Consider the following 25550-nt stretch of genomic DNA (forward strand, 5'->3'; position numbering starts at 1 on the left):
GATGGCGCAATCTTATGGGTCATGTTTCATCCGGAATAGCGATGATTTCTGACCAGAATGGTGAGTTGGATTCACAACCGATGCGCGCGAACCTGCCTTCGCTGATGGCGCTGCGTTGCTTCGAGGCGGCGGCACGTCACGAAAATTTCAGCCGTGCCGCCGACGAGCTGTGCCTGACCCACGGCGCGGTCAGCCGCGCGGTGCGGCTGCTCGAGGACGACCTGGGCGTGGCGCTGTTCCAGCGGCGCAGCCGGCGCGTGTTCCTGACCGACGCGGGCCGCAAGCTGGCGCAGGCGGTTCACGACGGTCTGGGGCTGATGCGTCACGCCGCGCAGGAATTGCGCACCGAGGCCGCCCGGGCGCGGCGCTGGGTCCTGTCGTGCGAGCCGACGCTGCTGATGCGCTGGCTGATTCCGCGCTGGCCGGATTTTCAGGCGCGACATGCGGGCGTCGACGTTCACCTGGCGGCCGCGGGTGGCCCGTTTTCATTCGACAGCGGCATCGACATGGCGATTCGACGCAACGACTTTGCGTGGCCGGCGGGTTACCACGCGGAGCGACTGTTCGCGGAGCGGGTGGGGCCGGTGTGCCGGCCGGACAAGGTCGATGCATGGTTTTCCGCTCGTCGCGGTGGTCGCTCGTTGAAGACGGACGTTCCGCAGTTGCACGCGCGGACACGGCCGGACGCGTGGAAGGAATGGGCGGTTGCCGCGCATCAGCCGGCCGTGCGCGGGCGCGGGCAGGTGTTCGACCATTTCTACTTCAGCCTGCAGGCGGCGGTTGCGGGGCTGGGTGTCGCCATCGGCCCGTGGCATCTCGTTCGCGACGATATCGAAAGCGGTGTGCTGGTCGCGCCGATGGGGTTCGTCGAGGATGATTCGCACTACTGCCTGTTGACGCCGGAGCCGGTGGTGGCAGGCCGTGCGCAGGCGGATGTGCTTGCGTGGTTGAGGGCGGTGGCCTGATCGGCACGCGGATGCCGGGGACGGGCGGTTGACGATGAGCGGGACCGGTTGCTTCCGACGTTGAAGCGGCACGCTGACGGCCGGCTCGGCCAGCGCGATCGGGAGACCGTGGTCGCAGTCGCTACTGTCGGGCGTCCGGCGCGAACGTCCTGCCCGTCACGTCCACGATGAAGTCGATTGCCGCGCGAATCGTCGGCGCATGTCTGAGGTCGGCATGTACGACCAGCCAGAGATCACGGGCATACGGTTCCCCGTCGAACGGCAGGCGTTGCAACCCGGGATCGCCGTCGCCCATGAACACCGGCAGCCCGGCCACGCCGATGCCTGTACGTGCCGCCACCTGCTGTGTCGTGATGTCGCTCACCTCGCACGCGATACGGCGGCCTCGCGCGATCGACTCGAGCCACTTCTGATGCGGCATTTCCGCGAATTGCGCGTCGTAGCAGATGAAGGCCCAATCGTCGGGCGACGACGCGTGCGCATAGTCGCGGCTCGCATAGAGCCCGAACGCCATCTCGCCCAGCTTGCGTGTCACGTTTTGCGGTTCCTCGGGGCGAAACAGGCGCACGGCGATATCGGCTTCACGACGAGCGAGCGACACGCGTTGCGCCTGGCTGGCCATCGACAGCCGAATGCCCGGATGCAATTGCGCGAATTCATGCAGATGATTCGCGAAGAAATTGTTTGCGAGTACGGGCGGCACGCTGATCGTCACGGTGCCGTGCATCGGCAGGTGTTCCGTGAGCGCGAGGCGCTCGATCGCAAACGCATGCGCCTCCATTTTCTCGGCGAGCTCGAGTATCTGCCGGCCGGCGGCGGTCGGCCGGCACGCGCGCGGCAACCGGTCGATCACGCGGATCTTCGGTTCCGCTTCGAGTGCGCCCAAGCGGCGGCTGACGGTCGCGTGGTCGACATTCAAGCGCCTGGCGGCTGCCGAAAGACTCCCCGTTTGTGCGACGGCAACGAAGTAGCGCAGGTTTTCCCAGTCGAACATCGGTGCATTTTCTCCAGGTTGCTGTGCTGTTTTGCGGAATATTCGCACAGAAGGCGATCCTCTACGCTCCAATCCTCCCCATGCGAAGGATTGCCGATGCACACCTCATCCAGACATCACGCGCGGCTGGTTCAAACGGCCGCGTGCCTCGGATTCGCTGTCGTCCTGATCGACGTCAGCGTCGTCAACGTTGCGCTCGATGCATTGCGGACGGCCTTTGGCGCAGCGGTCACGGACCTGCAATGGGTCGTCAATGCGTACGCGCTCGTGTTCGCGGCAACCCTGCTGATGGCCGGCGCCCTCGGCGACCGGCTGGGCGCAAAGCGCGTGTTCATTGCCGGCTACGCGATATTCACGCTCTCGTCGATCGGCTGCGGCATCGCGCATTCGATGGAAACGTTGATCGCCTGGCGGCTCGTTCAGGGGATCGGCGCCTCGCTGCTGGTGCCGAACTCGCTGGCCGTGCTGCGCGTCGCATTCGACGACGCGGCGGCGCGCAGCCGGGCGATCGGCTGGTGGGGCGCCGGCGGCGGCATCGCGCTGGCCGCAGGGCCGTTGGCCGGCGGGTTGCTCATCGCTACCGTGGGTTGGCGCAGCATTTTCCTGGTCAACGTGCCGATCGGCCTGGCCGGTATCTGGATGACATGGCGGTTTGCACCAGACACGAAAGCGCAGCGCGGCAGGCGCCTGGATCTTCCCGGACAACTGACCGGTGCGATGGCGCTGGCCGTGCTCACGTTCGCGTCGACCGAGATCAGTGCACTGGGGTGGCGCAGCCCGGTCATCATGGGCGCATTCGCAATGTGCGTCGGGTTGGGTATCGCGTTCATCCGGCTGGAAGCGCGCAACCCGGACGCGATGCTGCCATCTGCGTTGTGGCATGACCGGATCGTCCGCAGTTCGATCGTGATCGGCGCGATCGCGAATCTGGTCTTCTACGGGATCGTGTTTACGTTGAGCCTGCTTTTTCAGTCGGTGTGGCATATGACGCCCGTGCGTACGGGGGGCGCGTTTCTGCCGATGATGGGCGTGCTGATGATCATGAGCATCGCTTCCGGCAGACTCACCGGCAGGTTCGGTGCGCGCACGCTGGCGACGGCCGGCCTGTCGATATCCGCGGTCGGGTATCTCGCGATGTGGCCGGCGATCGCCGTGCACTCCAACGCGCTGCTCGCGATACCGATGCTGCTGGCAGGCAGCGGCATCGCGCTGACGATACCGACGATCACGGATGCGGCGCTCGCGGCGGTGAGCGCCGCGCAGTCAGGGGTGGCGTCCGGGTTGTTGAATACGGCCCGGCAGGTGGGCGGCATGTTGGGCGTCGCGCTGTTTGGTTTCTTCGTTCGGGCGGCAGACGGCGCGACGTTCGTTCACGGGATGGCGCGGGCGTTGATCGTTTCGGTTCTGTTGCTGGTGGCCGGTGCGGTGATGGCGTGGCGGAATCTTGGGCAGGCAGGGGCGCGAGGAATTCCGGCTCGCGGGGCGAGCCCTCAACGTCAATGACCGACCCGATAGACGCGACCGCTATGCACGCCTTCCACGCTGCGTCGATAGGCCATGGCCACACGTGACGCCGGCACGCTCTCGCAGCCGGGAAAGAACGGACCGAACCGATCCATGGATTCCGTCAGCACCGTCGGGCTCACGACGTTGATCCGGATGCCGCGCGGAAAATCGCACGCGGCCCCGCGCACGAATCCTTCAATCCCGGCATTCGATGCGGCGGCATGGGCGCCTTGCGCAATCGGATCATCGACCGCGATGCCCGAGGTCAGCGTGATCGACCCGCCGTCGACCAGGTAGTGCTGGCCCACCAGTGCGACGCGCACCTGGCTCAGCAGCTTGTCCTGCAATCCCTGGTGGAAATCGGCCGCCGTCATCTTCTCGATCGGGGCAAGGATGACATTGCCCGCGGCGGCGACGATTGCGTCGACTTGCCCGATCTTCTCGAACAGCGCACTCACGCTCTCGTCACGGGTGATGTCGACCTGATGGTCGCCGGAAGTGCGACCCACGCGAATGACTTCGTGTTTTCCGTCACGCGCAAGCTCATCTGCCACGGCACGACCGACGTCTCCGCCGGCGCCGATTACAACGATCTTCATGGAACCACTCCTTTTCGGTTTCAGGTTGGAGCGGCCATTGTTCTTCGAACCAATATTGAGATAAATGTGCTCTAATTTCCGACACTACTAATCGCTGGTTCGCAATATGGACAAGCTGCGTTCAATGGAAACCTTCGTTGCCGTCGTGGAAGGGGGCAACTTCACCGAGGCGGCGCAGCGGCTTGGCATGTCGGCGGTCATGGTGGGCAAGTACGTGCGCGAACTTGAAGAGCGCCTCGGCGCGCGCATGCTGGAGCGCACCACGCGACGGCAGAGCCTGACGGATGCGGGGCGCGTGTTCTACGAAGACGCCAAGCGCGCGCTTGAACAGGTGCGGATCGCCGAGACGTCGGTCGAGCGATTGCGTGCGTCGCCGTCCGGTACGTTGCGGATCAGCGCGCCGATTACCTTCGGCGCATGCGTCGTCGCGCCGCTGGCCGCGACATTCCAGCAGATGCATCCGCTCGTGCGCATCGAGTTGGCGTTGAGCAATCGCGTCGTCGACCTGGTGGACGAGGGTTTCGATCTCGCCGTTCGAATTGGCGAACTGGGTGACGTCGATCTGATCGCAAAGCCGTTGACCATGTATCGCATGGTGATTTGCGCATCGCCCGGTTACCTCGCGCGGCATGGACGTCCGGAGACGCCGCAGGATCTGGGCATGCATCACTGCCTGTCTCACTCCGTGTGGAACGGCCGTAACGGGTGGAAGCTCGGCGGGTGGGACGGGCCGCAGGTTTCGCAGGATCCGGTCTTCACGTGCGACGACGGGAACGGGCTGCGCATGGCCGCCATCGCGGGCGCGGGATTGTTGCTGCAGCCCGAGGTTCTGGTGGCGCACGATCTGGCGAGTGGCGCGCTGGTGCCGGTGCTGCAAGCGTACTTGCCGGCGCCGCACCCGGTTCATGTCGTGTATCGGCACGATCGGCGGCCATTGCCGAAGCTGACTCGTTTCGTCGAGCATTTGATCGAGCATGGTGCGGGGCGCTGAAGTGGAACGCAGGTAGCGATCGGGGAGTCGTGGCGAAGCGAATGTCGACAGGAAACGACGCGTTGCTGGTGTCTATGTGTCAACTGAACCAACGGGAAGCAGGCGACGCGTCGCGAGTGCGTGGCACTTGAGAGCCGAAGCGATCGCCAGCCCGCTGGCGCCGCGCCATTTCTGCGCGGCCGGGATTCCATTGGCGACCGCGTCGAGGTTGAACGCCCAGGTTTCTAAGCGAGCGCGCGGTGGTACACGAAGCCGGCATTCGTTCCGCCGCCCCGACCTACGGCGATCTGAATATTGAGGTGTGCCATGGCCTCGAGATAACGGGCGTTGTTCAAGGGGCCGGTCACGACGGGCGCGAACCCCGCACTTTCCGCGATCCCGGCGACCGTCGTGTTGGCCTGGACGTCGTTGCCCGCGATGAATGCCGTAACGGCATGGCCGCCCCGATCGATGCGATCCGGCGTCATGATGTCGGCGAACACCGTGTTGAAGCACTTCACCAGACACGCGCCCGGCAGCAGGTGGCCGATCGCCTCGGCTGCCGATCCGTCGGCCCCCAGCGGAAGTGGCGACCAGTCGTCCTTCAGCGCATTCGTTGCGTCAACAACGACCTTACCGGCCAGCTGATGCGCAAGGGAGGGAAGTACCTCGGCGCACGCCTGATAGAGGACGGCGATGACGACAACATCACCATGCGCCGCAGCTTCTTCCAGCGACACGACTCGATATCGGGCGCCCGGACGCGCCCTCGCGGGATTGCGCAAGCCGACCACCACATCATGTCCCGCCGTGACCAGCAATTCGGCCAGATTCCCGCCAAAGTTTCCACCGCCCAGGAATGCGATCTTCATGGCATGTACCTCACGATTGATTGAGTGGCATCATTCTTTCAATTCCGGTTTCTGCAATCAATTAGGTACCCGAGGGTAACCATGACGAAGAAGATCGAGTTGCCGCCCGATGCGTTCCTGAAAGTCTGTCCGTCACGCGCGGTGCTCGCGCGTATCGGGCAGAAGTGGACCGTGCTGGCCATGGTCGCGATGAAGGATGGGCCGATGCGTTTTGGCGACATCAAGCGTCGCCTGGAAGGTGTGTCGCAGAAGATGCTGACCCAGACGCTGCGCGCGATGGAGCGTGACGGACTGGTGGTGCGCAATGTCTATGACGAACTGCCGCTGCGTGTGGAGTACGCGCTGAGTTCTCTGGCCGGTACGCTGCTTCCGCTCGTCATCGATCTCAAGGCGTGGGCGGAGAATGCGCTCGCGACGATCGAGGCGAGTAATCGTGCGTTCGATCGTGAGCATGCGGAGTAGAGGAGGGGGGCTGGTTGGGTTCAAGCCTTTTATGTGCTGGCGTGCTCGTGGTTCGCGCGGTCACTCGCGAATCCGCTGACAACGCGGGTGCGTGACAATGCCCGGTTCCAACGTTTCTCCGATCACCTGCTGAACGATTCCATCAAGTTGTTGCGTCGACCGGTTGAATCCACCGCCCGTTGCAGACTATCGGGTTGTTGTGCTGCCAACAGCTGGTAACTCGGGTGGGGCGAACATTCGGCGCAATCGCCATTTCTCAGTGCCATGAACACTTCGGAAACACGATTGTTGAGCGTGCTCGCCGAGCGCAAGGGATGAGAAAACCTGACGGGTGTCCCGATGGACTAACTCAACGATTTCCGCATGTGCTCACTGAAGAAGTGGACGCTCCCGGAACATCGCCCCCGTTATCGCCTCCAGTCCACCCGCCAGGCTGTAGCGTCAACCCTCATTTTCGCGCGCGGCACTCCGCGTCAATAAGCAGTTCGCTGTCAGTCAACCTCTGAAAATTTCCGCGACGCACGATTGCCCTGACGCCGCTCCGACACGTGGCACGTGCCGGAGCGGGTCAACGGGTTGATGTACGTGCTGAAGACTGACTGCGGGAGACGCAAAGGGGTTGCACCATGAATACGAACATCCGATCAGATTTGACCTATGAGCGGCGGGCGATTGCGCTGCTTGCGCTTGGCTTTGGGCTGGTCGGTCTTGACCGCTGGCTCATTACACCACTGTTCCCGCAAATGATGCGGGACCTTGGCCTCACGTATCAGGATCTCGGGAACGTCACGGCCGTTCTTGGCCTCGCTTGGGGCGCGTCGGCGATCCTGATGGGTCGTCTGTCCGACACGGTCGGCCGACGCAAGATCCTGATTCCCGCCATCGTCCTGTTTTCGCTGCTGTCCGGGTCGACGGGCCTCGTCGGCGGTGTCGGCGTGCTCATGCTGACGCGTGTACTGATGGGCGTCACCGAAGGCGCGTACTGTCCGGCGAGCTTCGCGGCCGGAGACGACGCATCGCCTCCGGGCCGCCGCGGCCTGAACCTCGGTATCATTCAGGGATGCTTCGCACTTTTCGGGCTCGGCCTCGGGCCGATCATCGCCACGCAACTGCTGTCGGTCGTTCCGTCGTGGCGCCTCGTTTTTGCCATCGTCGCAGCACCAGGGCTTCTGCTCGCATTCCTGATCTATCGAACGATTCGCGAGCCAGTTCATATCGCCCCGACGGAGTCGCCAAAACACGCGCCGCGCCGGGAGAGCTGGGGTTCGGTGCTTCGGTACGGCAACGTACGCGTCGGCATGGGCGCCATTTTCTGTGCAATGGCCGGACTGTTCGTTCTCGCGGCCATCACCCCCGTGTATCTGACCGACTTTCGTCACATGTCGACGGCCCAGATGGGCTTCGTGATGTCGGGCCTCGGGTTTGGCGGATTTGCAGGCCAGATCTTCGTGTGCGGCATATCCGACTCCATCGGGCGCAGGAATGCCGCGAAGATCACCTTCCTTTGCGGTTGTGCGTCCCTGCTCGCCTTCGCCTATGCGCCGACTATTCCGACAGTGTTGTTCGTACTCCTGTTTGCGATCGCATTTTTCTGCTGCGGCGCAATCTCGCTGATGGGGGGGCCAGTTGCCGCCGAGGCCGTGCCTTCGTCCCTGACCTCGTCCGCAGTGGGCGCCGTCATAGGCGCCGGCGAGATCTTCGGCGGTGGTGTCGCCCCGGCCATTGCAGGGTTCATTGCCCAGCATATGGGCCTTCAATTGACGATCCTCTTTGCCTCCGCGGCGCTCGGTGCCGGCTTTCTGCTCGCCTTTCTGCTGCGGGAAACGGCACCGGGAAAGCGAGACCATGCCATTACGCATGAACGCCTGGGCGCACAGAAAAACTGATTCCATCGGAGATCGTCAAATGAAAAAGCTTCATCGTCCGTCAGCCGCCTTGCTGGCGATGGCAGCCCTTGGCGGCGTATCCACTCATGCACTTGGGCAATCGAGTGTCACGTTGTATGGCATCGTCGATACCGGCCTCGTCTATCAATCCAAGACTTCCGGAAACTCCGGCGCTTTGAAAGGCGCACTCGATGGTGGGTGGGCGCCGTCGATCTGGGGGCTGAAAGGACAGGAGGATATCGGCGGCGGGACCAAGATCGGGTTCGCGCTTGAGGACGGGTTCTCGACGACGACAGGGCAATTCGGCAATTCCAACGGCGGTATCTTCGGCCGCCATGCATACGTCCAGGCAACGGGCGGTTTCGGCGACATCAAGGCCGGTCTGCAATTTTCGCCGTTCCTTCTGGCGATCGACGGTCGCGACCCGCGCGCCATGTCCAATTTCGCGAGCGCGTTCACGGAGTATCTCGGCAAGGTCGGCATCAACGGGATTTTCGATTCCAACTCGCTCGTGTATACATCCCCAACATTCGCAGGTTTCACCGGCAGCGTCCAGTACGCACCGGGCGGAATCGCGGGTAGCGGCGTAAAGGGGCGGCGGCTCTCCGGGTCGCTGACTTACGCGGCCGGACCATTTTCCGCCGACGCGGCGTACTACCAGGCGAAAGACACGGCGACGGGCCAGACAGCCATCGACGGCGCAACGCTCGGTGCGTCGTATTCGTTCGAATCGGTGACGGGTTATGCGTTCGCCATTCGTCTGCGCAATAACGAAGTGCCTGGCAACCCGAACTATATGACCTACGCGGGCGGGCTCTCGTGGAATCCGTCCGCTTCGATTCTCCTGGACTGCGGCGTGTATTACTCGAAGGACAGATCGGCAAGCGGCAGTCATTCGCTGATGTATTCGGGCGGAGCGATGTATTCATTGTCGAGGAGGACGTCGCTCTACGCACAGGTCGCGCTCGTCAACAATCACGGCGGCATGGGAACGGGCGTCGCCGCAAACGGCGATCTCACCCGAATCCCGGACGGCAATACGCTGGCCGCGTCGGTCGGCATTCAACACCGGTTCTAGCCGAAGCGGTGATCAATTCAATCACAGGTACTCAAATGGCACTAGAACATCCGAAGTACGTCGCGGCCGTCGTCCAGGCCGCGCCCGAATTCCTGAACCTCGACAGCGGGATCGAAAAAACGGTCGCGTTGATCGATGAAGCCGGACGGAACGGAGCCGCGCTGATTGCATTTCCGGAAACCTGGCTGCCCGGCTATCCGTTCCACGTGTGGCTCGGACCGCCCGCATGGGCGCTTGGCTCCGGTTTCGTCCAGCGCTATTTCGATCATTCGATGACGTATGACAGTCCGCAGGCCGATGTCCTGCGGGCAGCTGCGGCACGCAACAAGATGACCGTGGTATTGGGTCTGTCGGAGCGCTGCGGTGGCAGTCTCTATATCGCGCAGTGGATCATCGGCCCGGACGGCGCGACTGTCGCCGCGCGTCGCAAGCTGCGGCCAACGCATATCGAGCGCACCGTATTCGGCGACGGCGACGGCAGCGACCTGGCCGTGCACGATCTCGACATCGGACGCCTCGGCGCATTGTGTTGCTGGGAGCACATTCAGCCGCTGACCAAGTACGCGATGTACGCGCAGCACGAACAGGTGCACGTCGCGGCGTGGCCGAGTTTCTCCATGTATGAATTCGCGCCCGCACTCGGTCATGAGGTGAACAACGCGGTCAGCCGCGTATATGCCGTTGAAGGCTCGTGCTTCGTGCTCGCGCCGTGTGCGGTGATCAGCGAAAAGATGGTCGACATGTTGTGCGATACGGCGGACAAGCGTGCGATGATCCGCGCCGGCGGCGGGCATGCCACGGCGTACGGGCCGGACGGGAAGGCGCTCGTGGAGAAACTGCCGGAGACGGCTGAAGGGTTGCTGTACGTCGACATCGATCTCGGGCGCATCTCGCTCGCGAAGGCCTCGGCGGATCCGGTCGGACACTATGCCCGCCCCGACGTGCTGAAACTCTGGTTCGACAAGCAACCGCGGCGGTGCGTGGAGCATGCCGGCGAAAACGATGTGTCGCGGAGGCTGCTGGTGCCGGCGCGAGATGACGCATGGAGCGGCACCGACGACGCTCAGGAAGGCATCGACTGATGAATTAGCCGGTATTCGCGCGGCGTTCTCATGTAATGGGCACGAAAGGCCCGACTGAAATGCGCCGCGCTTGCAAACCCCCAGGTTCCCGCGATCTGCTCGATCGAGCAATTTGCGTAGCATTTCAGCGAGAGCCACTGTGCACAGCGCTCCAGTCGCGCGACGAGGATCATGCGGCCGATGGTGGTTTCATCCTGCTGAACGAGGCGATGCAGGTAGCGTGCCGACATGCCGAGCGCTGCTGCGGCCAAATCGGCATTTAGATCGGGGTTGCGAAGATTGTTCGAAATGAACTGACGCAACTGTTGCAAGTGCATTGAATGAAGATTGGTGCGGGGGCCGGGGCGAACCTGCATCCACTCCGCCAGCAGCCCGCCGACCAGATCGGCGGCTGACGCGGAAATTTGCGGCGCGCTCGGGGAACGGGCGAGCCGGTCGCGTTCGGCGCACAGGGTGATGAGGTGTTGGGCCACGAGCATGCCCAGACCCTCCGCGCCGGAAATCGCATGCGCGACGAAGGTGTTCCGAAGCGGGATCCGGTGCACGACCAGCGACATCGGAAACCGGATGCAGATCTGCTCGAACGGCTCGGAGAGTTCCCAGCGAAACGGTCTGCGCGAGTCGAACAGGACGAGGTCGTGATGTTCGACCGACGCGCAACGCCCGTCCTGAATCAGTTTGCCGGCTCCCTCCAACTGGAGACCGACAAGGATATAGTCGCCCCCCGTTCTGGAAATCGACGGGACATCGTGCACGGCGACATGCCTACCGGCCGAAATCCGTGAAATGCAGACGTCGGCGATGGTCGCGCTTTGTATACTTCCCGAGAAGTGCGCATCCCGCTCGTGCGATATGGCAAGCGGAACGCAGCACTGCGCCGCCGCCTGCTCCCATTGGGCGAGCGATTCGTTGGCACGACAATTCGTATTCGGGTTGTCTGGCGATCCCATGATTCGATCTTCCTACGGCAGGCGGCTGGGGCCTGCATGAGTCATCCGCATAAATATGGTTCCGCAAAATTCCAGCGTCAACCGGCGATTCTCTGCGTGCAATGTTCTTTTCGATGCGACAGGTTCGCGCTTCCGATAAGCGTCTCCGATGTGCCGATCACCGGAAGCGCGTATGCCTAAGGTCGCGTTAAACCTGAGGAATATGCTGACGAACGACGGCAAGGGCGACGAACACGACCATCATCGCCGATCCAGACATCAGCAGGTAGCCGGTCTCCCGGTCACGGTGATCACGGCCGCACCGGCAAATGCGCCAGAGATTGCGCCTAGCCGGCCGAAAGCCGGCGCGGACGCCGTGCCGGTTGCCCGCACGCCCGTCGACTGGACTGCGTTGACGAACAGACCGTGCAGCCCGATTCCAGTGATCAGGAGTGCGGCCTAATGCTTCATGTCCGCACCAAGGGTCAGTCATGATGACGGCGCCACCGATGCAGCACGGAAGCACGGGGGCACGCGAACCGTAGCGGGCGACCGCCGTCGCACACGCGAGCGCGCGGAGCAACGCCGAGATCGCTTAATGGGGCTCGCCCGTCAGACGACGCGGGTAGGAAGGGGTTCATCTTGTCTTGTGGTGCGCGCAGCGTGCCCTCGTGTTTTGAAATGGCCGCGGCGGGTTGCGTGACGCTCCGCACCGCGCCGGCTGCGTGGATTGGTCGACGGACAATTCGACGGCGCGCGTGGCGGCAACCGCCATGTGCTTCAATGTCGAGCCGTCGCTCCATCCGACTGGCGTGCACGAGCGTCGACGAGCCTGACGAGGCACGCCAGGCTGTTCGTATACGGCACTTCTACACCGACCTTGCGAGCAGCCTCGACTACGGCGCCATTGATTGCTTCAATCTCGGTACGCCGCCCGGCCAGCACGTCCTGCAGCATCGATGGCCGATGCGTACGATGATGGGCGAGCGCATCGCGCACGTTCGACACCACGTGCTCTTCAGTTGCCGAAATACCGAGCGCACGGGCGACGGCCATCACCTCCGAAACGATCTTCAGCGCCAATTCTTCGCCGTCAGGGGTATTTGTCAACTCGCCGACCATGCATTGCGTCACGGCACACAGGCTGTTGAGGGCGGCGTTAAATGCAACCTTCTCCCAAATCGCGGCCCAGACGTCGGAATCGACATGGCACGAGAGGCCGGCGTCGTTCAAGGCTTGCACGGTCTGTTCGAGCGCGCTCGTATGCGCGCCGTTCGCGTTCATCAGTCGAATCGTGCCCTGGCCATGCGAGCGGACGGCCCCAGACTCCGACTTGTCGGCTGGCCACGTGGTCACGCCGACCATGACCCGGTCGGACGATACGGATCGGGCGAGCCGTTCGGCGTTCCCCAGGCCGTTCTGCAAAGACAGGATGACGGTGTCAGAGCCGAGTACGGCGCTTGCGGCAGCGAGTGCGGCGGTCGTATGCATCGTCTTCGTGAAAACGATGACGAGGTCGACGGGCTTGCTGGCCTCCTCCGGCCTCAGCGCGACGAGATTGCGCACAACTTGCTCGCCCGAATCGGTCGACAGCCGCAGGCCGTGGGCGCGAATCGAGGCAAGATGAGCCTCGTCGATATCGAGCAGGCTGACGGAATGACCTGCCAGCGCGAGGCGGCCGCCAAAGAACGAACCCATCGCACCGGCACCCAGAATGGCGATCTGCATGGCATGCTCCTCAGAACGGATAGTGGCGGGGGGGCTGCAGGGCGATCCACCGCAAGTCGGTAAATTCCGCGCGGCCGCTGAATCGCCCGAAGCTGCTGTCGTTGGCGCCGCCGAACGGCATTTGAGCTCCGTCGTGTACCACCGGCCCATTGATACGGCAGATTCCGGATTCGACGCGCCGGCCAACTTTCATCGCGCGTGCGCTGTCCCGACTAAACACGGCCGCCGTGAGACCGTAGCGGTTGTCGTTTGCGCAAGCGATCACCGCATCGCGTACTGTCATGCCCTGCGCATTGCCGGCTTGATGGCTTTGTGGCGGAACGCTGTGCGCCATTGGAGTCTCCTATTGTTCAGTACGGTTCTGGTGAACGCATTATCTAAACATCCGGCAGAATCCGGAATTGCCGATTTCGCCAAAAGGCATTACCGTCAGGCATGACTTTCAATCTTCAGCAGTTTCACGCTTTCATCACGATCGCCTCAGTCTGCCGTCTCGGACGCGCGGCCTAGACCTTGCACGTCACGCAACCCAGCTACGTGTTGGCGACGCTCGATCACTCGTTGCGGGGAAAGCAGGGGATCACGCTGACCGATACGCTGGATCAACAGCGTGCGAGATTCCGCCTCGCGGTACCGCGCCATTCGAGCACATGCGGCAGGTATTCGTCGCAAACGGCCTCCGCTTGCCGAACGATTTGATACGCTCGAATCGCCGGCGGGCGTCGGGCGGCGTACGCTGACCGCATTTCGGCGTCGGCACTGTTTATTGTCGAGCCCCACCGTCAAACTGCTCGAACAGTTGCTGCAACTGACGGCCGAACCTCGCTAATGTCAACGGTGACCCATCGCACGACTTCATCGCGGTCGGCCGGCATCCACGTGCTGAATCGGGCCAGCTCGTGTGGTCGAGTCGTTGTTCGTCATCACGCGTACGACTTGAGCGGGCATCGTGGAACGCTTGCGGGCCGCTGCAGCCATTCCAACGGCAAGTTTCCGCGCTCGCTGAGCGGCGGGTTATGGCCGAAATGAAGCGGACACCACGTTACGAACCGCGGACGTCAGCGCGAGGAAAAAATCCGCGACTTCCGAATAAACGCTCCGAAGCGACATTTCCCTGGGTAACCGTCGCACAGCATTCGGGATGACCGAGCGCGGATAATGTAGCCAGTGCGGCATCAAGCAACGTTCCGGCTGTGCCTAACCTCTGATTGGCGTCGCTACACGTAGACATTTGGAAAATCAATCACATGCATCTTCCTCCACTGGCCCGACGAGTTCTCCAGCATAGTGACAGCGCTACAGCGCGTTCGAATGGCCCCCCGCACAGACAGACGATGTTCGAGCTCGACGGCAGCCAAATGTGCTGTCGCAGCATCTCCGTGCGCGACAGTCAGATGTGGAACGATGCCATCGTGTGCACCACCATAGGGGCGAAACATGGGAAAGCGCTCGACCAACGCAGTCGTCAAGGCGACGAACGGTTCTGGTGGATCGGGAGCAAGATAAGTGGTGACCGCAAACCGCTCGACCTTCCTCAACGAGAATTCGAACGGCTGCACAACACTCAGCGCGCTTTGCGCCTGGCGAAGGACATCGAGCGTAATTTCGTCAGGCGGCATGAAGGGAAACAGAACCGTGACATGCGCTGGCACGCCCAGGTCAGAGGTGGCATCAAACCGGCTCCGAAGGTCCGCTACTGTTGACTCGGCTGCGGGAACCTCAACGACGAACGCTGTTGTGAGCATTCCGGAATCCTCTCGCGTCGATTGACCATTTATGGTTGCGGATTCAACCTTCCTTGACCTGCGTCGAAAGCCAAATCGGACATTCATCGTGCTGCCTGCGGACATCAAGCGACCGTCCAGCTATGATCGCCTGACCTATGGATTCTGATCCAACGCTTCGCAACTTTGCGATTTCCACGACCATTCGACTTGCGTTCCAGTAAGCGACCTTCGACGAACGTACAAGCGCCAGCGCGATTCAAGGCCTGATCGACGAAGGTGTCGCCGAATGACCGAACGACCCGCGCTGGACATAAACCACCACACCCGCCGCTCAATCAAGATAAGGCTCCAACACCCCCTCGATCCAGTCCATGAAGGCCCGGACGCGAGGCGACAGATTGCGCCGATGGGCCACGACAAGCGACGCGGCGAGCGGCTCGGGACGCAAGTCGGGCAGCACCTCCACCAGCGCGCCGCTTTCGATGTAATGCGCAAGCGTCGGATATCCCGCCTGGATCAACCCAAGGCCTGCCAGCCCGGCTGCATGATAGGTCTGCACACTGTTGACCTGCATCGCGCTCGGCAACGGAAGCAACGCATAGCCGTCGCCGTCCGGGTATTCCCATCCGGCGTGCCTGGCACCGAGTGTCAGCGTGTAGTGGATCATCCGGTGTCCCTGTGTGCGCAGGTCATCGAGCGTGTGCGGTGTGCCGTACCGCGCCAGATAGCTCGGGCTCGCCGCATTGGTCATCCGCAGCTTTCCCAGCGGTCGGGCAATCAGCGTCTCGTCGACGATCGGCCCGAGCCGGATCACGCAATCGAATCCTTCCTGGACGAGATCGACGCGCCGATCGGTGCTCGAAAGTTCCAGTTCCAGTTCCGGATGCGCCGCCATCAGTTGCGGGAGTGCGGGAATCACGACGCTGCGTGCGAGCTCGGTGGGCATGTCGACACGCAGCCTTCCCCGCAACGGTGTGCCGTTGCCGGAGAACATCGATTGCAATTCCTGTACTTCGGCCAGCAGGTCGCGCGCGCGTGAATAAAAGGCGCGCCCGTCTTCAGTCAGCTGAACGCGCCTCGTGGTCCGGTGCAGGAGTGCAACGCCCACATCCCGCTCCAGCTCACGGATCACCATCGACACACGTCCCTTCTGAATACCGAGGCTTTCGGCCGCGCGCGTGAAGCTCGTCATTTCGGCGACACGGGCAAAGATCAAAAGCGCGTCGAGGTTTTGCATTGTTCACCCAGGGAGTAACAGAACGTTCAATTTGTCATCGTTTATAACTCAGTTGCGGCTCGGTAGAGTGGCTTTCCATGTTGTCCACCGCGGACAACCCGAACGAAAGGAAGCACCCATGACACCACACGCCGCTCCGGTCAACACAGTCGTCGTATTCCACTCCGGCTACGGGCATACCGAGCGCATGGCAAGCGCTGTCGCCGAAGGCGCCCGCGCCGTGCTCGTCGCGATCGACGGCGAGGGAAACATTCCGGCGGATGCCTGGGAAACGCTCGCCGGCGCGGACGCGATCCTGTTCGGCTCGCCGACCTACATGGGCGGCCCGAGCTGGCAGTTCAAGAAGTTTGCCGACGCATCCTCGAAGGTCTGGTTCGAAGGCGGATGGCGGAACAAGATCTTTGGCGGCTTCACCAACAGCGCCAGCATCAACGGCGACAAGCTCAACACGCTCGAATACTTCTTCCTGCTGGCCGGGCAGCACGGCGGCATCTGGGTCAGCATGGACATCAAGCCCGCGAACGTGAAAGCCTCGATGCGTGACGACCTGAATCGCATGGGCGCCTATATCGGGCCGATGGCGCAAACGCCTGCCGATGCGTCGCCCGAGGAAATGTCGCCAGGCGACCTCGAGACGGCACGCCGCCATGGCATGCGCGTCGCGACGATCGCCGGACAGTTCCGGTCCGGAACACCTCGAGGCAACTGAAATCAAGGCATGCGCGACGGGACGGGACGTGACGCAACGCAACGGACGCCGCCGCATGCCATCCAGCCACGTTTGAAGGGAAGGGTGATGAAATACAAGCAACTGGGCCGCACCGGCCTGTACGTTTCCGAGTTGTGCCTCGGCACGATGACGCTGGGCGGCAACGCCGACGCCGGCATGTGGAAGGCGATCGGCGCCGTCGAACAGGACGAGGCGAACCAGCTGATCGCCCGCGCGCTCGACGACGGAATCAATTTCATCGATACCGCCGACATTTACTCCTTTGGCCAGTCTGAACGCATCGTCGGGCAGGCTCTCCGGGACATCGGCGTGCCGCGCAGCGAGATCGTGCTCGCGACCAAGGCGGCCGGCGTGATGGGCCGCAAGCCCAACGAACAGGGGGCGTCGCGCGGCCACATCATGGATTCCGTGCAGAGAAGCCTGGAACGGCTTCAGGTCGACCATATCGACCTGTACCAGATTCACGCCAACGATCCTGTCACGCCGATCGAAGAGACGCTGCGCGCCCTCGACGATCTCACGCGGCAGGGGCTGGTGCGATATGTCGGCGTGTCGAATTGGCGCGCGGGCAAGATCGGCAAGGCGCTCGGGCTGAGTGAGGCGCTTCGCGCGACGCGCTTCGAGACGCTCCAGGCCTACTATTCGATCGCCGGACGTGACGTCGAGCGCGAACTGGTGCCGCTCGTCGTCGAGGAGCAGATGGGGCTGCTCGTCTGGTCGCCCCTCGCTGGCGGGTTGCTGTCGGGGAAGTTCGGTCCCGGTGCGTCGACCGACAGCGGTTCGCGGCGCACCCATTTCGATTTTCCGCCGGTCGATCCTGAGCGAGCCTGGCCGTGCGTGGCGGAGATGCGCGCCATCGCCGATGCGCACGATGTCTCGGTCGCGCGGATCGCGCTCGCGTGGCTGCTTGCGAGGCCGCACGTCACGAGCGTGATTGTCGGCGCCAAACGGATCGAACAGCTTGAAGACAATCTCGGCGCGGTCGATGTCGTCCTGACCGAGGCCGAGCTTGCGCGTCTCGATGCCGTGAGTGCTTTGCCGGCCTGCTATCCCGGCTGGATGATCGAGCGTCAGGAGGCGGGCAGGCGCCCTCAACCTTTCCGGCGCGTCGCGTCGGAATAGAACCGGCTAATGCACCTCAATCCGGTCGACGCAAGTCGTTGAATATCGCCCCCCGCATTGAATTGCGTGTTCCCGCTACCCAAGAGAGATCGACATGCCAAAAGGTTATCTAGTCGCACATGTCAGCGTTTCGGACCCCGTCGCCTATGCTGCTTATGCAGAAGCCGCGGGCGATGCAATCAAGGCTTTCGGCCCCAAGGTCATTGCGGCCTGGGGGCAGTATGAAAACCTCGAAGGCGAGGCCCATGAGCGGCATGTGGTCCTCGAGTTCGATTCGTTCGCCGAGGCCAGGCGTTTTTATGAGAGCCCCGAATACCAGACGGCCAAGGCGCTCCGCGCCGGGGCGGCAACCGGGACCTTCGTCATTCTCGAGGGGGCTTCATGACCCTGATCACGACACATTCGAACATGAGCGTCTTCGGTTCGATTTCACGGCAGGGGGGGGCTCATGAATCGCGGCCATCCTTCGCCGGAGGTGCCCGGCTTGCGAATGCGGGGACGCTGGTTTGCCGACACGTCCTCGCGGTGATCAATCATCCGGCTGAATGTCCCCCGGCCCATGCGACCGGACGAGCGACGGCCTGACGATGATCTTGCCGATAACCTGGCCAGATTCTTGCGCCTCGTGGGCTTCGACGATGGCGTCGAGCGCGAATTGCATGCCTATGGTCGGCGCATAGGCGCCGTCCGCGAGGCATTGGCTGATCGCCGAAACGGCTGCGGACTTGGCGGCCGCCGGGACGGTGTAAATGTAGACGAACCGGAATGAGCAGCCGGCGATCATGGCGTCGAGCAGGGGAAGCGGCACCTGATCGGCAGCGGATCCTACGGCGTACGAACTGATGATGCCGCCGTTGGCGAGGCAACGCATATCGATGTCGAGGTTGTCTTGCAGACTGACTTCCACGATACGATCGACTCCCCGCTGCCGTGTTGCCGACTTCACGATCGCGACCACATCCTGCAGCCGTCGATTGATGACGAGGTCGGCACCCGCACGCCGTGCGGCGTCCGCCTGCCCGGGCGTTGAAACGGTTGTCGCGACCCACGCGCCAGCCCATTTTGCGAGCAGGATTGCCGCGGTTCCGACTGCTCCCGCGCCGCCCTGGACGAGTATCGCGCAACCCTTGATGTCGCCGTCGGAGAAGAGGCAGCGATGGGCCGTGAGTGCCGGAATGCCCAGGCAGGCGCCGACCTCGAACGAAACGTTGTCGGGCAAGGGAACGGCCTGTGCTTCCGGCACGACCGCATATTCCGCGGCCGTGCCGAAGGGGCGGCGATATTGCGCTTCGAACAGCCACACCCGTTCGCCTGTCCGTGTCGGCGCAACGCCGGCACCGACCGCGTCGATCACCCCCGCGCCGTCTTGATGCGGAATGACCATCGGGAATGCGGAAGGGCCGGAGAAGCCGGTACGCGCCTTGATATCGCTGGGATTCAGGCCCGATGCGTGGATGCGCACCCGGACTTCGCCCGGACCCGGTTGCGGAACCGGAAAATCTCCGAGCCTCAGCACTTCCGAAGCGTTGCCCTGACGTTCGTAATAAGCGGCCTTCATCGATCTGATCCCTTGAATGAGTCCGGTCGCCGGTGATCGGCGGCCGATGTAACGATGCCGGGACTATCGGCGGTCGGCCGCTTTTGCACAAGAAGGCACGTCTTTGATATATAGGGAAAGAAATTATCCTATTGGGAGCCGGCATGACATCTTCGGTTAGCACGTATCCGTGCTCGGTCGCCGCGACGGTCGATGTCGCGGGAGGGAAATGGAAGCCGCTGATCGTGCACTATCTGCTGGGCGGTACCAAAAGGTTCGGCGAGTTGCGCGGCTTGATCGGAGCGGTGACCCAGCGCTCGTTGACGTTGCAGCTTCGCGAGCTCGAATCGGATGGCATCGTGACCCGGACGGTTTTCGCCGAGGTCCCGCCTCGCGTCGAATACACGTTGACCGAATTCGGCAGAACGCTCGCCCCGGTGCTCGACGCGATGAAGCAATGGGGCGATGCTTACCTCGCGCGACTGGAGCAATCCGCCGAGCGCCGGCCGTGTTCGTGAGGTTCCCGTTGCGTCGAGGGGGATGTCCGGACACCGTTGCCCGGCGAGTCGTTGAAAACGCACACGTGCCATAATTCGCCGGTTCCTGGGCTATCCGACGCATCGTGTCCTTCACGAAATGATTTTGTTCAGATCTCTTGCCGCCGCCTGCCTGTTGCTGGCGGGATGTATTGCCGCGGCGCACGCCGAAACGTATCCGCCAGAAGTGTCGAGAAACATCGACAAGCTCCAGTCCCGATGTGCCGGCAAGTCCAACGACCCCAAGGCGGCCGCCTGCATCGAATACAAGGACACGCTGGCCCGCACCGTTCCACCCGCTGTCCAGGCGTTGATGCGTCAGGAAGAAGTGGTCGATGGCCAATGCAGGAACGGCGCGGCACCGAAACTCTTGCCTGACGGGCAATATGCTCCGGGCAGTGCGTGCGCACAACGCGAGCTGATGATGAAAACCATTCGCCAGCACGGCTGGTGCTGGGGGCACACGGACATGGACAGCTATCATCCGGGCTGGGTGGTCTGTCATCCCGGTGAATGGCAGTGAAGCCGGGCGAAGCTGTTGCTGAAACGCTCGCGTGACGGCATCGGCGGCGTTCGCTGATGGTTGCGGATTCAACGCGCCGGGGCGACGGGCCGAGGATTGTGAACGATCGAGCGGCTCGTGCCGAACGACCGATTGAATCCGCCGCCGAACCCGGTCACTGCCTGCTTCGACAATCCGCGACTGACGTGACCCGATCCGCTAAAGGCTGTCGACACCGGTGCGTGTTGAAAACACGCCGACTGTCAGTCGGATGACGCCGACACCTCATTTCCCTGAGCCGCACCGCATTGATGGCAATGCGGGAAGAAGAAGAAATTCCGGCCGCCGCATTCGCAGACATTGAAGAGTCGTAATCCGCAATGCACGCAGAACGTGGAGTCGTCGCCGCCGAGATTCCATTGTTTGTCGCATGACGGGCAGCGCTTCTTTTCGAGCGAACGAACGGCTTTTTCGTAGCCGATCGTGCGCGCGCGTTCTCCCTGATCCTGCTGCAATTCGAGCCGCTTGCGTTCGGCATAGCGCTGAAAGGCCCTCATCATGTAAAGGCCGGCGAACACCGTGAGCGCAATCCCCACCAGGACCCGGACATAACCGCCGAAATTCGGCAAGTACGGAACCAGTTCGATGAAGAACGCGCTCAGTGCAAACAGGCCAAAACCGTACACGAAAGGCCAGTAGCGCATCTTGCGATAGCGTATGAACAACCAGATCGCAACCAGCAGTATCGGCAGCGTCAGCGCAAGCCGCAGCCCGAATACTTGCAGCTCGTAGTGCCGTGTCGCTTCGTCGAAGCGCCGTTCGGCTGCCGCGTCCGCTTCGGCGATTTGCGTGTCCACTTGAGTCTGCTGCGATGCCAGCGCCCGTTGCTGGTCGTTGATCGCATCGATCTGATGCTGCCAGTTGACCACCACGGCCTGGAGCGAATCCAGCTTGCGAGTTCTCGCCAGAATGTCGGGGTCCCTCGCACTGTCGCCGGTCACCGAGCGCGTTGCCAGCCAGTTGCGGAAGCTTTCCTTCTCGGCCGCATACTCCTTCGCGGCGCGGCCGCGCGCGACCTCCATGGTGTCGGCCTTGTCGGCAAGCGCGTTGTGCTGCGCCTGCAGATTGCGTCGCGCTGCGTCCAGCCGTGCTTTCGTCGGCGCATCGGCGAATTGCTCGATGGCGGGTGGGCCGCCCGTCGGGGCAAACGCCATGTCGCGGATCACGAGGCTGCCGAGCATGTTCAGAAAGACGGCGAAGATGATCGCGATTACCCATGAGGCGAGTCGCAGGAGCCGCGCGGGACTGGTCAGGCCGTCGCCGGAAGTCATCATTGTTTTGCCTTTGTTGGAATGGTTCGCAGTGTTATCAATCTTGACACAATGGTCGGCTGTCGCTTTTTGGCCGGCTGCCGCCCGATGCGCTGCACCACGCAGCCCTTGACGTTGACTCAGATGAAATGCCGGGCTTGCAAGGCGGTCATTGCGGCGAATCCAGGCCGAGTTGCTCCACTAGCTCAGGGAAGCCAAGCGACGTTGCCATCCTGGCAAAGGCATCCTGCTCTGTTGTCGATGCAACCGCAAGTGCCGCTGCGATCTCCTCAAGCGCATTGACGTCGTCGTCCTCGGCGTGCAAGTTGCTCCGCTGATCGATGTACCTCACGGCCAGGACAAGTGCCTTGGTTATTCCATCCATGTCGCCCTCAAAAGACCAAATGTGAAGTGGACCATGTGTACAGAGAAGATCGCTGCTTTGATAAGAGTATTGTCATGGCTTGGAAAAATTATACCGGCTCTTTTCGGGGAGTATTCAATTAGCAAAGTTTGGAAATAAAAAATCCACCCTTGAATGCCGGGTAGGAGTTAATAAATTCATTGCATGCGGCATCAATATCAATCGACTGTGGAAATATTTGATATTTCAACGTAAGCACAGATGCCACGTGATTGGCGATTACGAAGTCCCCAAGAGGTTCGCATTCTCACGCTGTGGCGATTGACTTCTTCCTTGTGGATTTCGAAGGTGCATCGGTCATCTGTCGTGGCTATCAGGCGAAACCGAGTCGCGGATCGTTGCTGTGCGATCGCGTCTGCCAAACGCATGTTCATATTGCGCTTTTGTGCGCGGGAGCCACGACACATGGCGAGCCACTTGCGAGCTCATCTGCAATTCGCAAAATCGATCGATGTCGGACGGTACGTGTTCTCGGAGTCGAACGGGGCATGAATTCATTCAGGTACCGGACGCAGCCAGGCGCGTTTCTCGAAAGGCGTCGTACGCGGTCACGGAATCATCAAGGCCCGGGCGGCGGATGCGGAAGCGACGGAAACCTCGATGGCAACGAGCACTTCGAGAGAACGACGCGCTGCTTCTGTCTCAACGGGGTAGTGCCCTGCGATGCGAGCCAGGATACCTCGCTTTCCGCTGCCATTTTGACCTCGGGCCGACGTCGGATAGGGGGGGCTGCCGTCAGCGCATAAGCGCTCCCGTTCCGCAACGGTTTTTCGTCTGATCGTGGATCAACGTCACGGCGCGGATCTTGCTGACGCGGTGTCCTCGGCCTGTTCTATAAGGGTAAGTCCGGCATGGCGCAACGCCATCAAACCAGATTAACTTATATCAAACAATTTTTGACGCAAAATTATGTTCCTGATATGGTCTTTCGCACTCGCTAAGCGCGATCCGGCCACGTTGGTGCCCGGCGAATAGGTTCGTCTACTTCGCCAGCGGTTGAGCCGGACGCTCAAGCAGCCTGCAATGGCGGCCGGTACTTCCAGACGGTCTTTTGTAGCAGGTGGAGCGTGGTCCGGTTTCGTCATCGCCGGCCTTGCTCGCGGGCATTGCATGGGCGCTGGACGTGACGACGCCGGACTGCTCCGAAATGCCATCGGGGAAAGTTCGGCTGAGCGCGGTGATCGGCTCGAGTTGTCCGGCTTCGCGGACTCGGTACATCGGTTCGCCGGATCATGAATACGGCGGGAGGATGTCAGTTCGAATGAATCCTCTAGTGCGCGCTCGTGGTCAAGGCGTACCCGGAAATCACCGCGCAGGGGGCAAGTTTCTTCGCGTGATCGACGGTGACGTTTCGCCGGAGCTGGAAGGCAAGGTATCGATGCGGCAAACAGGCGACCCGGCACATTCTCGATTCACGGTGCCGTAGGGCCGGAGCGACAGCGGAAGCAAGGAAGCGGCTTTGATCCAGATCGGGATGCCGCGATTGTTCTGATCGAAAGCGTGCCGGACAGGTCGAGATGCGTGGTACCTCTCCGCATGAAATTTTGAGGACGACGAAATGATTGATTTGATTATGCCGATCTGGCGAATATGACGCTGGCCGTTGCGGCCGAGACGACGCGCAGGCCGTGCGCCGTCATCCGCATGCGAATACGACACAACCCGTTTCAAACAATCCCACAACCACTCCTGACTGTGAAATACAGATGAAAAACAAAAACATCAACGTCAGCGTTATCGCTGTTGCCGCATTCGCCGCATCTTCGGCAGCAATGGCGCAGTCGTCGGTCACCCTGTACGGCATGCTCGATTCGGGTATCGGCTACACCTCGAACATCAATGGCCACAAGCGGTTCGGCCTCGACGGGGGCGCCGTAGGTTCGAACAAGTGGGGCCTCAAGGGGGACGAAGACCTCGGCGGCGGCCTCAAGGCGGTATTCAAGATCGAAAACGGTTTCAACATCGGTACAGGCGGGATAAACGGCCAGGGGCCGATTGGTTCCACGCGTTCGCTGTTCAACCGCCAGGCCTACGTCGGCATTGCTTCCGATCGGTACGGTACCCTGCGCATGGGGCGCCAGCTCGACGCCGTGACGGAAATGGTGCAGGGCCTGACGGGCGACGCCATTTCAGCATCGACGTTCTCGACGCCGGGCGACGTCGACAACAACGACAACACGACGAACCAGAACAGCGCCGTGAAGTACATTTCGCCGGTCATCAACGGCTTCCAGGCTGAAGGCGCGTACTCGTTCGGCGGTGTTGCCGGTGCGATGGGTTCGGGGCAGTCGTGGTCGGTGGCGGCGAACTACGCTCAAGGCGGCCTGACCGTCGCCGGCGGTTACTTCCGCGCGACGAACCAGGGTGAGAACGGGTGGCAGAACGCCACGGCACAACCGGGTTTCGGTACCGCGCTGGGCTATCCGAGCTCGGGTTATAACGGTGGCAACGCGTTCAAGAGCGCGGGCATCGCCCAGGTCGCAACTCAATACCAGATCGGTCCGTACACGGCGGGCTTGCGGTACTCGAACGCGCAGTACCAGGGCAACAACGGCCAGCCGTCGATCCACTTCAACGTGCTGGGTGCGCTCCTGCAGTACCAGGTCACCCCGGCATTGTCGCTGGCCACCGGGTACACGTATGTCTACGGTTCCGCAGCCACGCCCAGCCAGGCTGCCGAAGGCCGCACGATGGCTTCGATCAACCAGGCGTCGCTCGGTGCCATGTACGCGCTGTCGAAGCGCACGTCGGTTTACGCCGTCGGTGCCTACGTCCATGCCCAGGGCGCTCAGGCTTCGGCTGCCGACTTTGGCAACACCTCGTCGGGCGGTAACCAGGTTCAAGTCAACATCGGCATGCACCATAGCTTCTGATCCTCAAATTGCAGGCCCGGAAGCCCGGAGCAGTGGGTGCAATACGCCGGGCTTGCAGCATTCTGGTGGTTCCACATGACCATGAGCGCTCGGATCGTCAACGATTCGAGCGCTCGTGTCAGACGGCTGCAAGCGGGCCGCAAACGGGCCGCAAACGGCCGGGGCGCAGCTGGCCGCCCGATCTCGAGTCTCGTTCGACGAATCGCCCGGACTTCACGGCAGTCGCGACCGGCATCCATACCTTCATGAGCGTCGCCGCCGGTCCATGCGACGCCTTGTCGCCGGCGTGTAGCAAAAAGGCCTGCTGAAGCCGGCGGTGTCTCGGCCGCATTGACGGCTCATCGATCGCGCAGCCGCTCGACTTGCCGGCGCGCAGCACGAATGTCGTCACGGTACTCAACTCTTCCACGAATCTGTCGTTAACTCAGGGCGGCTGCCTCCGAGTGGGCGGCGCTCCGGCGTCTGAACCCGCCGGACAAGG

Annotated in this window: 24 protein-coding genes and 1 pseudogene; 13 read left to right on the top strand and 12 right to left on the bottom strand. The window is 62.2% G+C overall.

Features of this window, described 5'->3' with window-relative positions; genetic code table 11:
* The first annotated feature begins 41 nt into the window (after positions 1 to 41).
* The gene (locus AB3K92_RS00945) at positions 42 to 965 is read left to right on the top strand and encodes a LysR family transcriptional regulator (RefSeq protein WP_301853903.1); all 924 of its coding nucleotides are present in this window, start codon (positions 42 to 44) and stop codon (positions 963 to 965) included.
* Positions 966 to 1086: 121 nt separating this feature from the next.
* On the opposite strand, the gene AB3K92_RS00950 is transcribed toward AB3K92_RS00945, so the two are convergent.
* Positions 1087 to 1959: a LysR family transcriptional regulator gene (locus AB3K92_RS00950; protein WP_301853905.1), complete on the bottom strand. Its 873-nt coding sequence runs from the start codon at positions 1957 to 1959 to the stop codon at positions 1087 to 1089.
* A gap of 96 nt (positions 1960 to 2055) precedes the next feature.
* On the opposite strand from AB3K92_RS00950, the gene AB3K92_RS00955 reads away from it, so the two are divergent.
* The gene (locus tag AB3K92_RS00955) at positions 2056 to 3462 is read left to right on the top strand and encodes an MFS transporter (RefSeq protein WP_301853907.1); all 1407 of its coding nucleotides are present in this window, start codon (positions 2056 to 2058) and stop codon (positions 3460 to 3462) included.
* Here AB3K92_RS00955 and AB3K92_RS00960 read toward each other — a convergent pair.
* Positions 3456 to 4064 carry a short chain dehydrogenase gene (locus AB3K92_RS00960; protein WP_301853908.1) on the bottom strand — a complete coding sequence of 203 codons (609 nt, stop codon included), beginning with the start codon at positions 4062 to 4064 and terminating at the stop codon, positions 3456 to 3458. The two genes, AB3K92_RS00955 and AB3K92_RS00960, sit on opposite strands and share 7 nt — an antisense overlap.
* Positions 4065 to 4170: 106 nt before the next feature.
* Here AB3K92_RS00960 and AB3K92_RS00965 point away from each other — a divergent pair, with 106 nt between their 5' ends.
* Complete coding sequence (locus AB3K92_RS00965; protein ID WP_124842629.1) at positions 4171 to 5055, top strand: LysR family transcriptional regulator; 885 nt, start codon at positions 4171 to 4173, stop codon at positions 5053 to 5055.
* Between the two features lie 224 nt (positions 5056 to 5279).
* On the opposite strand, the gene AB3K92_RS00970 is transcribed toward AB3K92_RS00965, so the two are convergent.
* Positions 5280 to 5906 carry an NADPH-dependent F420 reductase gene (locus tag AB3K92_RS00970; RefSeq protein ID WP_301853909.1) on the bottom strand — a complete coding sequence of 209 codons (627 nt, stop codon included), beginning with the start codon at positions 5904 to 5906 and terminating at the stop codon, positions 5280 to 5282.
* Positions 5907 to 5987: 81 nt separating this feature from the next.
* Between AB3K92_RS00970 and AB3K92_RS00975 the strand changes: the two genes are divergently transcribed.
* The 4 genes from AB3K92_RS00975 to AB3K92_RS00990 all read left to right on the top strand — a co-directional run bounded on the left by AB3K92_RS00975 (position 5988) and on the right by AB3K92_RS00990 (position 10414).
* Positions 5988 to 6368 (top strand): helix-turn-helix domain-containing protein, encoded by a 381-nt coding sequence (locus AB3K92_RS00975; protein ID WP_034196196.1) that lies wholly within the window; start codon positions 5988 to 5990, stop codon positions 6366 to 6368.
* 626 nt (positions 6369 to 6994) lie between these two features.
* On the top strand, positions 6995 to 8254 hold the full coding sequence (locus tag AB3K92_RS00980; RefSeq protein ID WP_059489390.1) for an MFS transporter: 1260 nt from the start codon (positions 6995 to 6997) through the stop codon (positions 8252 to 8254).
* Positions 8255 to 8273: 19 nt separating this feature from the next.
* A complete protein-coding gene (locus AB3K92_RS00985; protein WP_063802665.1) occupies positions 8274 to 9332 on the top strand; it encodes a porin in 1059 nt (352 codons plus the stop codon).
* 35 nt (positions 9333 to 9367) lie between these two features.
* The gene (locus AB3K92_RS00990) at positions 9368 to 10414 is read left to right on the top strand and encodes a carbon-nitrogen hydrolase family protein (RefSeq protein ID WP_063802666.1); all 1047 of its coding nucleotides are present in this window, start codon (positions 9368 to 9370) and stop codon (positions 10412 to 10414) included.
* Here AB3K92_RS00990 and AB3K92_RS00995 read toward each other — a convergent pair.
* The 5 genes and pseudogenes from AB3K92_RS00995 to AB3K92_RS01015 form a co-directional block, all read right to left on the bottom strand.
* On the bottom strand, positions 10396 to 11364 hold the full coding sequence (locus tag AB3K92_RS00995; RefSeq protein ID WP_081079483.1) for an AraC family transcriptional regulator: 969 nt from the start codon (positions 11362 to 11364) through the stop codon (positions 10396 to 10398). The genes AB3K92_RS00990 and AB3K92_RS00995 overlap by 19 nt on opposite strands.
* A gap of 759 nt (positions 11365 to 12123) precedes the next feature.
* The gene (locus AB3K92_RS01000; protein ID WP_301853910.1) at positions 12124 to 13071 is read right to left on the bottom strand and encodes a ketopantoate reductase family protein; all 948 of its coding nucleotides are present in this window, start codon (positions 13069 to 13071) and stop codon (positions 12124 to 12126) included.
* 10 nt (positions 13072 to 13081) lie between these two features.
* Positions 13082 to 13342, bottom strand: a pseudogene (locus tag AB3K92_RS01005) (aldehyde dehydrogenase family protein); the annotation flags it as partial.
* A gap of 946 nt (positions 13343 to 14288) precedes the next feature.
* Positions 14289 to 14921: a 2'-5' RNA ligase family protein gene (locus AB3K92_RS01010; RefSeq protein ID WP_366920046.1), complete on the bottom strand. Its 633-nt coding sequence runs from the start codon at positions 14919 to 14921 to the stop codon at positions 14289 to 14291.
* Between the two features lie 208 nt (positions 14922 to 15129).
* On the bottom strand, positions 15130 to 16035 hold the full coding sequence (locus AB3K92_RS01015) for a LysR family transcriptional regulator (protein WP_059489400.1): 906 nt from the start codon (positions 16033 to 16035) through the stop codon (positions 15130 to 15132).
* A gap of 118 nt (positions 16036 to 16153) precedes the next feature.
* On the opposite strand from AB3K92_RS01015, the gene AB3K92_RS01020 reads away from it, so the two are divergent.
* From AB3K92_RS01020 to AB3K92_RS01030, 3 genes are all read left to right on the top strand, one after another.
* Positions 16154 to 16744, top strand: a complete 591-nt coding sequence (locus AB3K92_RS01020; protein ID WP_301853967.1) for a flavodoxin family protein — start codon at positions 16154 to 16156, stop codon at positions 16742 to 16744.
* An 87-nt stretch (positions 16745 to 16831) separates the two neighbouring features.
* Positions 16832 to 17887: an aldo/keto reductase gene (locus AB3K92_RS01025; protein ID WP_301853913.1), complete on the top strand. Its 1056-nt coding sequence runs from the start codon at positions 16832 to 16834 to the stop codon at positions 17885 to 17887.
* A gap of 94 nt (positions 17888 to 17981) precedes the next feature.
* On the top strand, positions 17982 to 18272 hold the full coding sequence (locus AB3K92_RS01030) for a DUF1330 domain-containing protein (RefSeq protein WP_042975536.1): 291 nt from the start codon (positions 17982 to 17984) through the stop codon (positions 18270 to 18272).
* A gap of 144 nt (positions 18273 to 18416) precedes the next feature.
* On the opposite strand, the gene AB3K92_RS01035 is transcribed toward AB3K92_RS01030, so the two are convergent.
* Positions 18417 to 19445 (bottom strand): NADPH:quinone reductase, encoded by a 1029-nt coding sequence (locus AB3K92_RS01035; RefSeq protein ID WP_175851610.1) that lies wholly within the window; start codon positions 19443 to 19445, stop codon positions 18417 to 18419.
* 143 nt (positions 19446 to 19588) lie between these two features.
* Between AB3K92_RS01035 and AB3K92_RS01040 the strand changes: the two genes are divergently transcribed.
* A complete protein-coding gene (locus AB3K92_RS01040) occupies positions 19589 to 19942 on the top strand; it encodes a helix-turn-helix domain-containing protein (RefSeq protein WP_059492449.1) in 354 nt (117 codons plus the stop codon).
* 118 nt (positions 19943 to 20060) lie between these two features.
* Entirely contained in the window at positions 20061 to 20483 is a 423-nt protein-coding gene (locus tag AB3K92_RS01045) for a hypothetical protein (RefSeq protein ID WP_042975538.1), read from the top strand.
* A gap of 242 nt (positions 20484 to 20725) precedes the next feature.
* Here AB3K92_RS01045 and AB3K92_RS01050 read toward each other — a convergent pair whose 3' ends face one another.
* Both AB3K92_RS01050 and AB3K92_RS01055 read right to left on the bottom strand, forming a co-directional pair.
* Positions 20726 to 21796 carry a hypothetical protein gene (locus AB3K92_RS01050; RefSeq protein WP_301853917.1) on the bottom strand — a complete coding sequence of 357 codons (1071 nt, stop codon included), beginning with the start codon at positions 21794 to 21796 and terminating at the stop codon, positions 20726 to 20728.
* Between the two features lie 145 nt (positions 21797 to 21941).
* Positions 21942 to 22157, bottom strand: a complete 216-nt coding sequence (locus AB3K92_RS01055; RefSeq protein ID WP_060228492.1) for a hypothetical protein — start codon at positions 22155 to 22157, stop codon at positions 21942 to 21944.
* 1745 nt (positions 22158 to 23902) lie between these two features.
* On the opposite strand from AB3K92_RS01055, the gene AB3K92_RS01060 reads away from it, so the two are divergent.
* Positions 23903 to 25069, top strand: a complete 1167-nt coding sequence (locus AB3K92_RS01060; RefSeq protein ID WP_042975541.1) for a porin — start codon at positions 23903 to 23905, stop codon at positions 25067 to 25069.
* 118 nt (positions 25070 to 25187) lie between these two features.
* Here AB3K92_RS01060 and AB3K92_RS01065 read toward each other — a convergent pair whose 3' ends face one another.
* Positions 25188 to 25478: a hypothetical protein gene (locus tag AB3K92_RS01065; protein ID WP_301853918.1), complete on the bottom strand. Its 291-nt coding sequence runs from the start codon at positions 25476 to 25478 to the stop codon at positions 25188 to 25190.
* Positions 25479 to 25550: the final 72 nt, after the last annotated feature.

Source organism: Burkholderia sp. Bmkn7 (assembly GCF_041103175.1).
Taxonomy (GTDB): Bacteria; Pseudomonadota; Gammaproteobacteria; order Burkholderiales; family Burkholderiaceae; genus Burkholderia; species Burkholderia cepacia.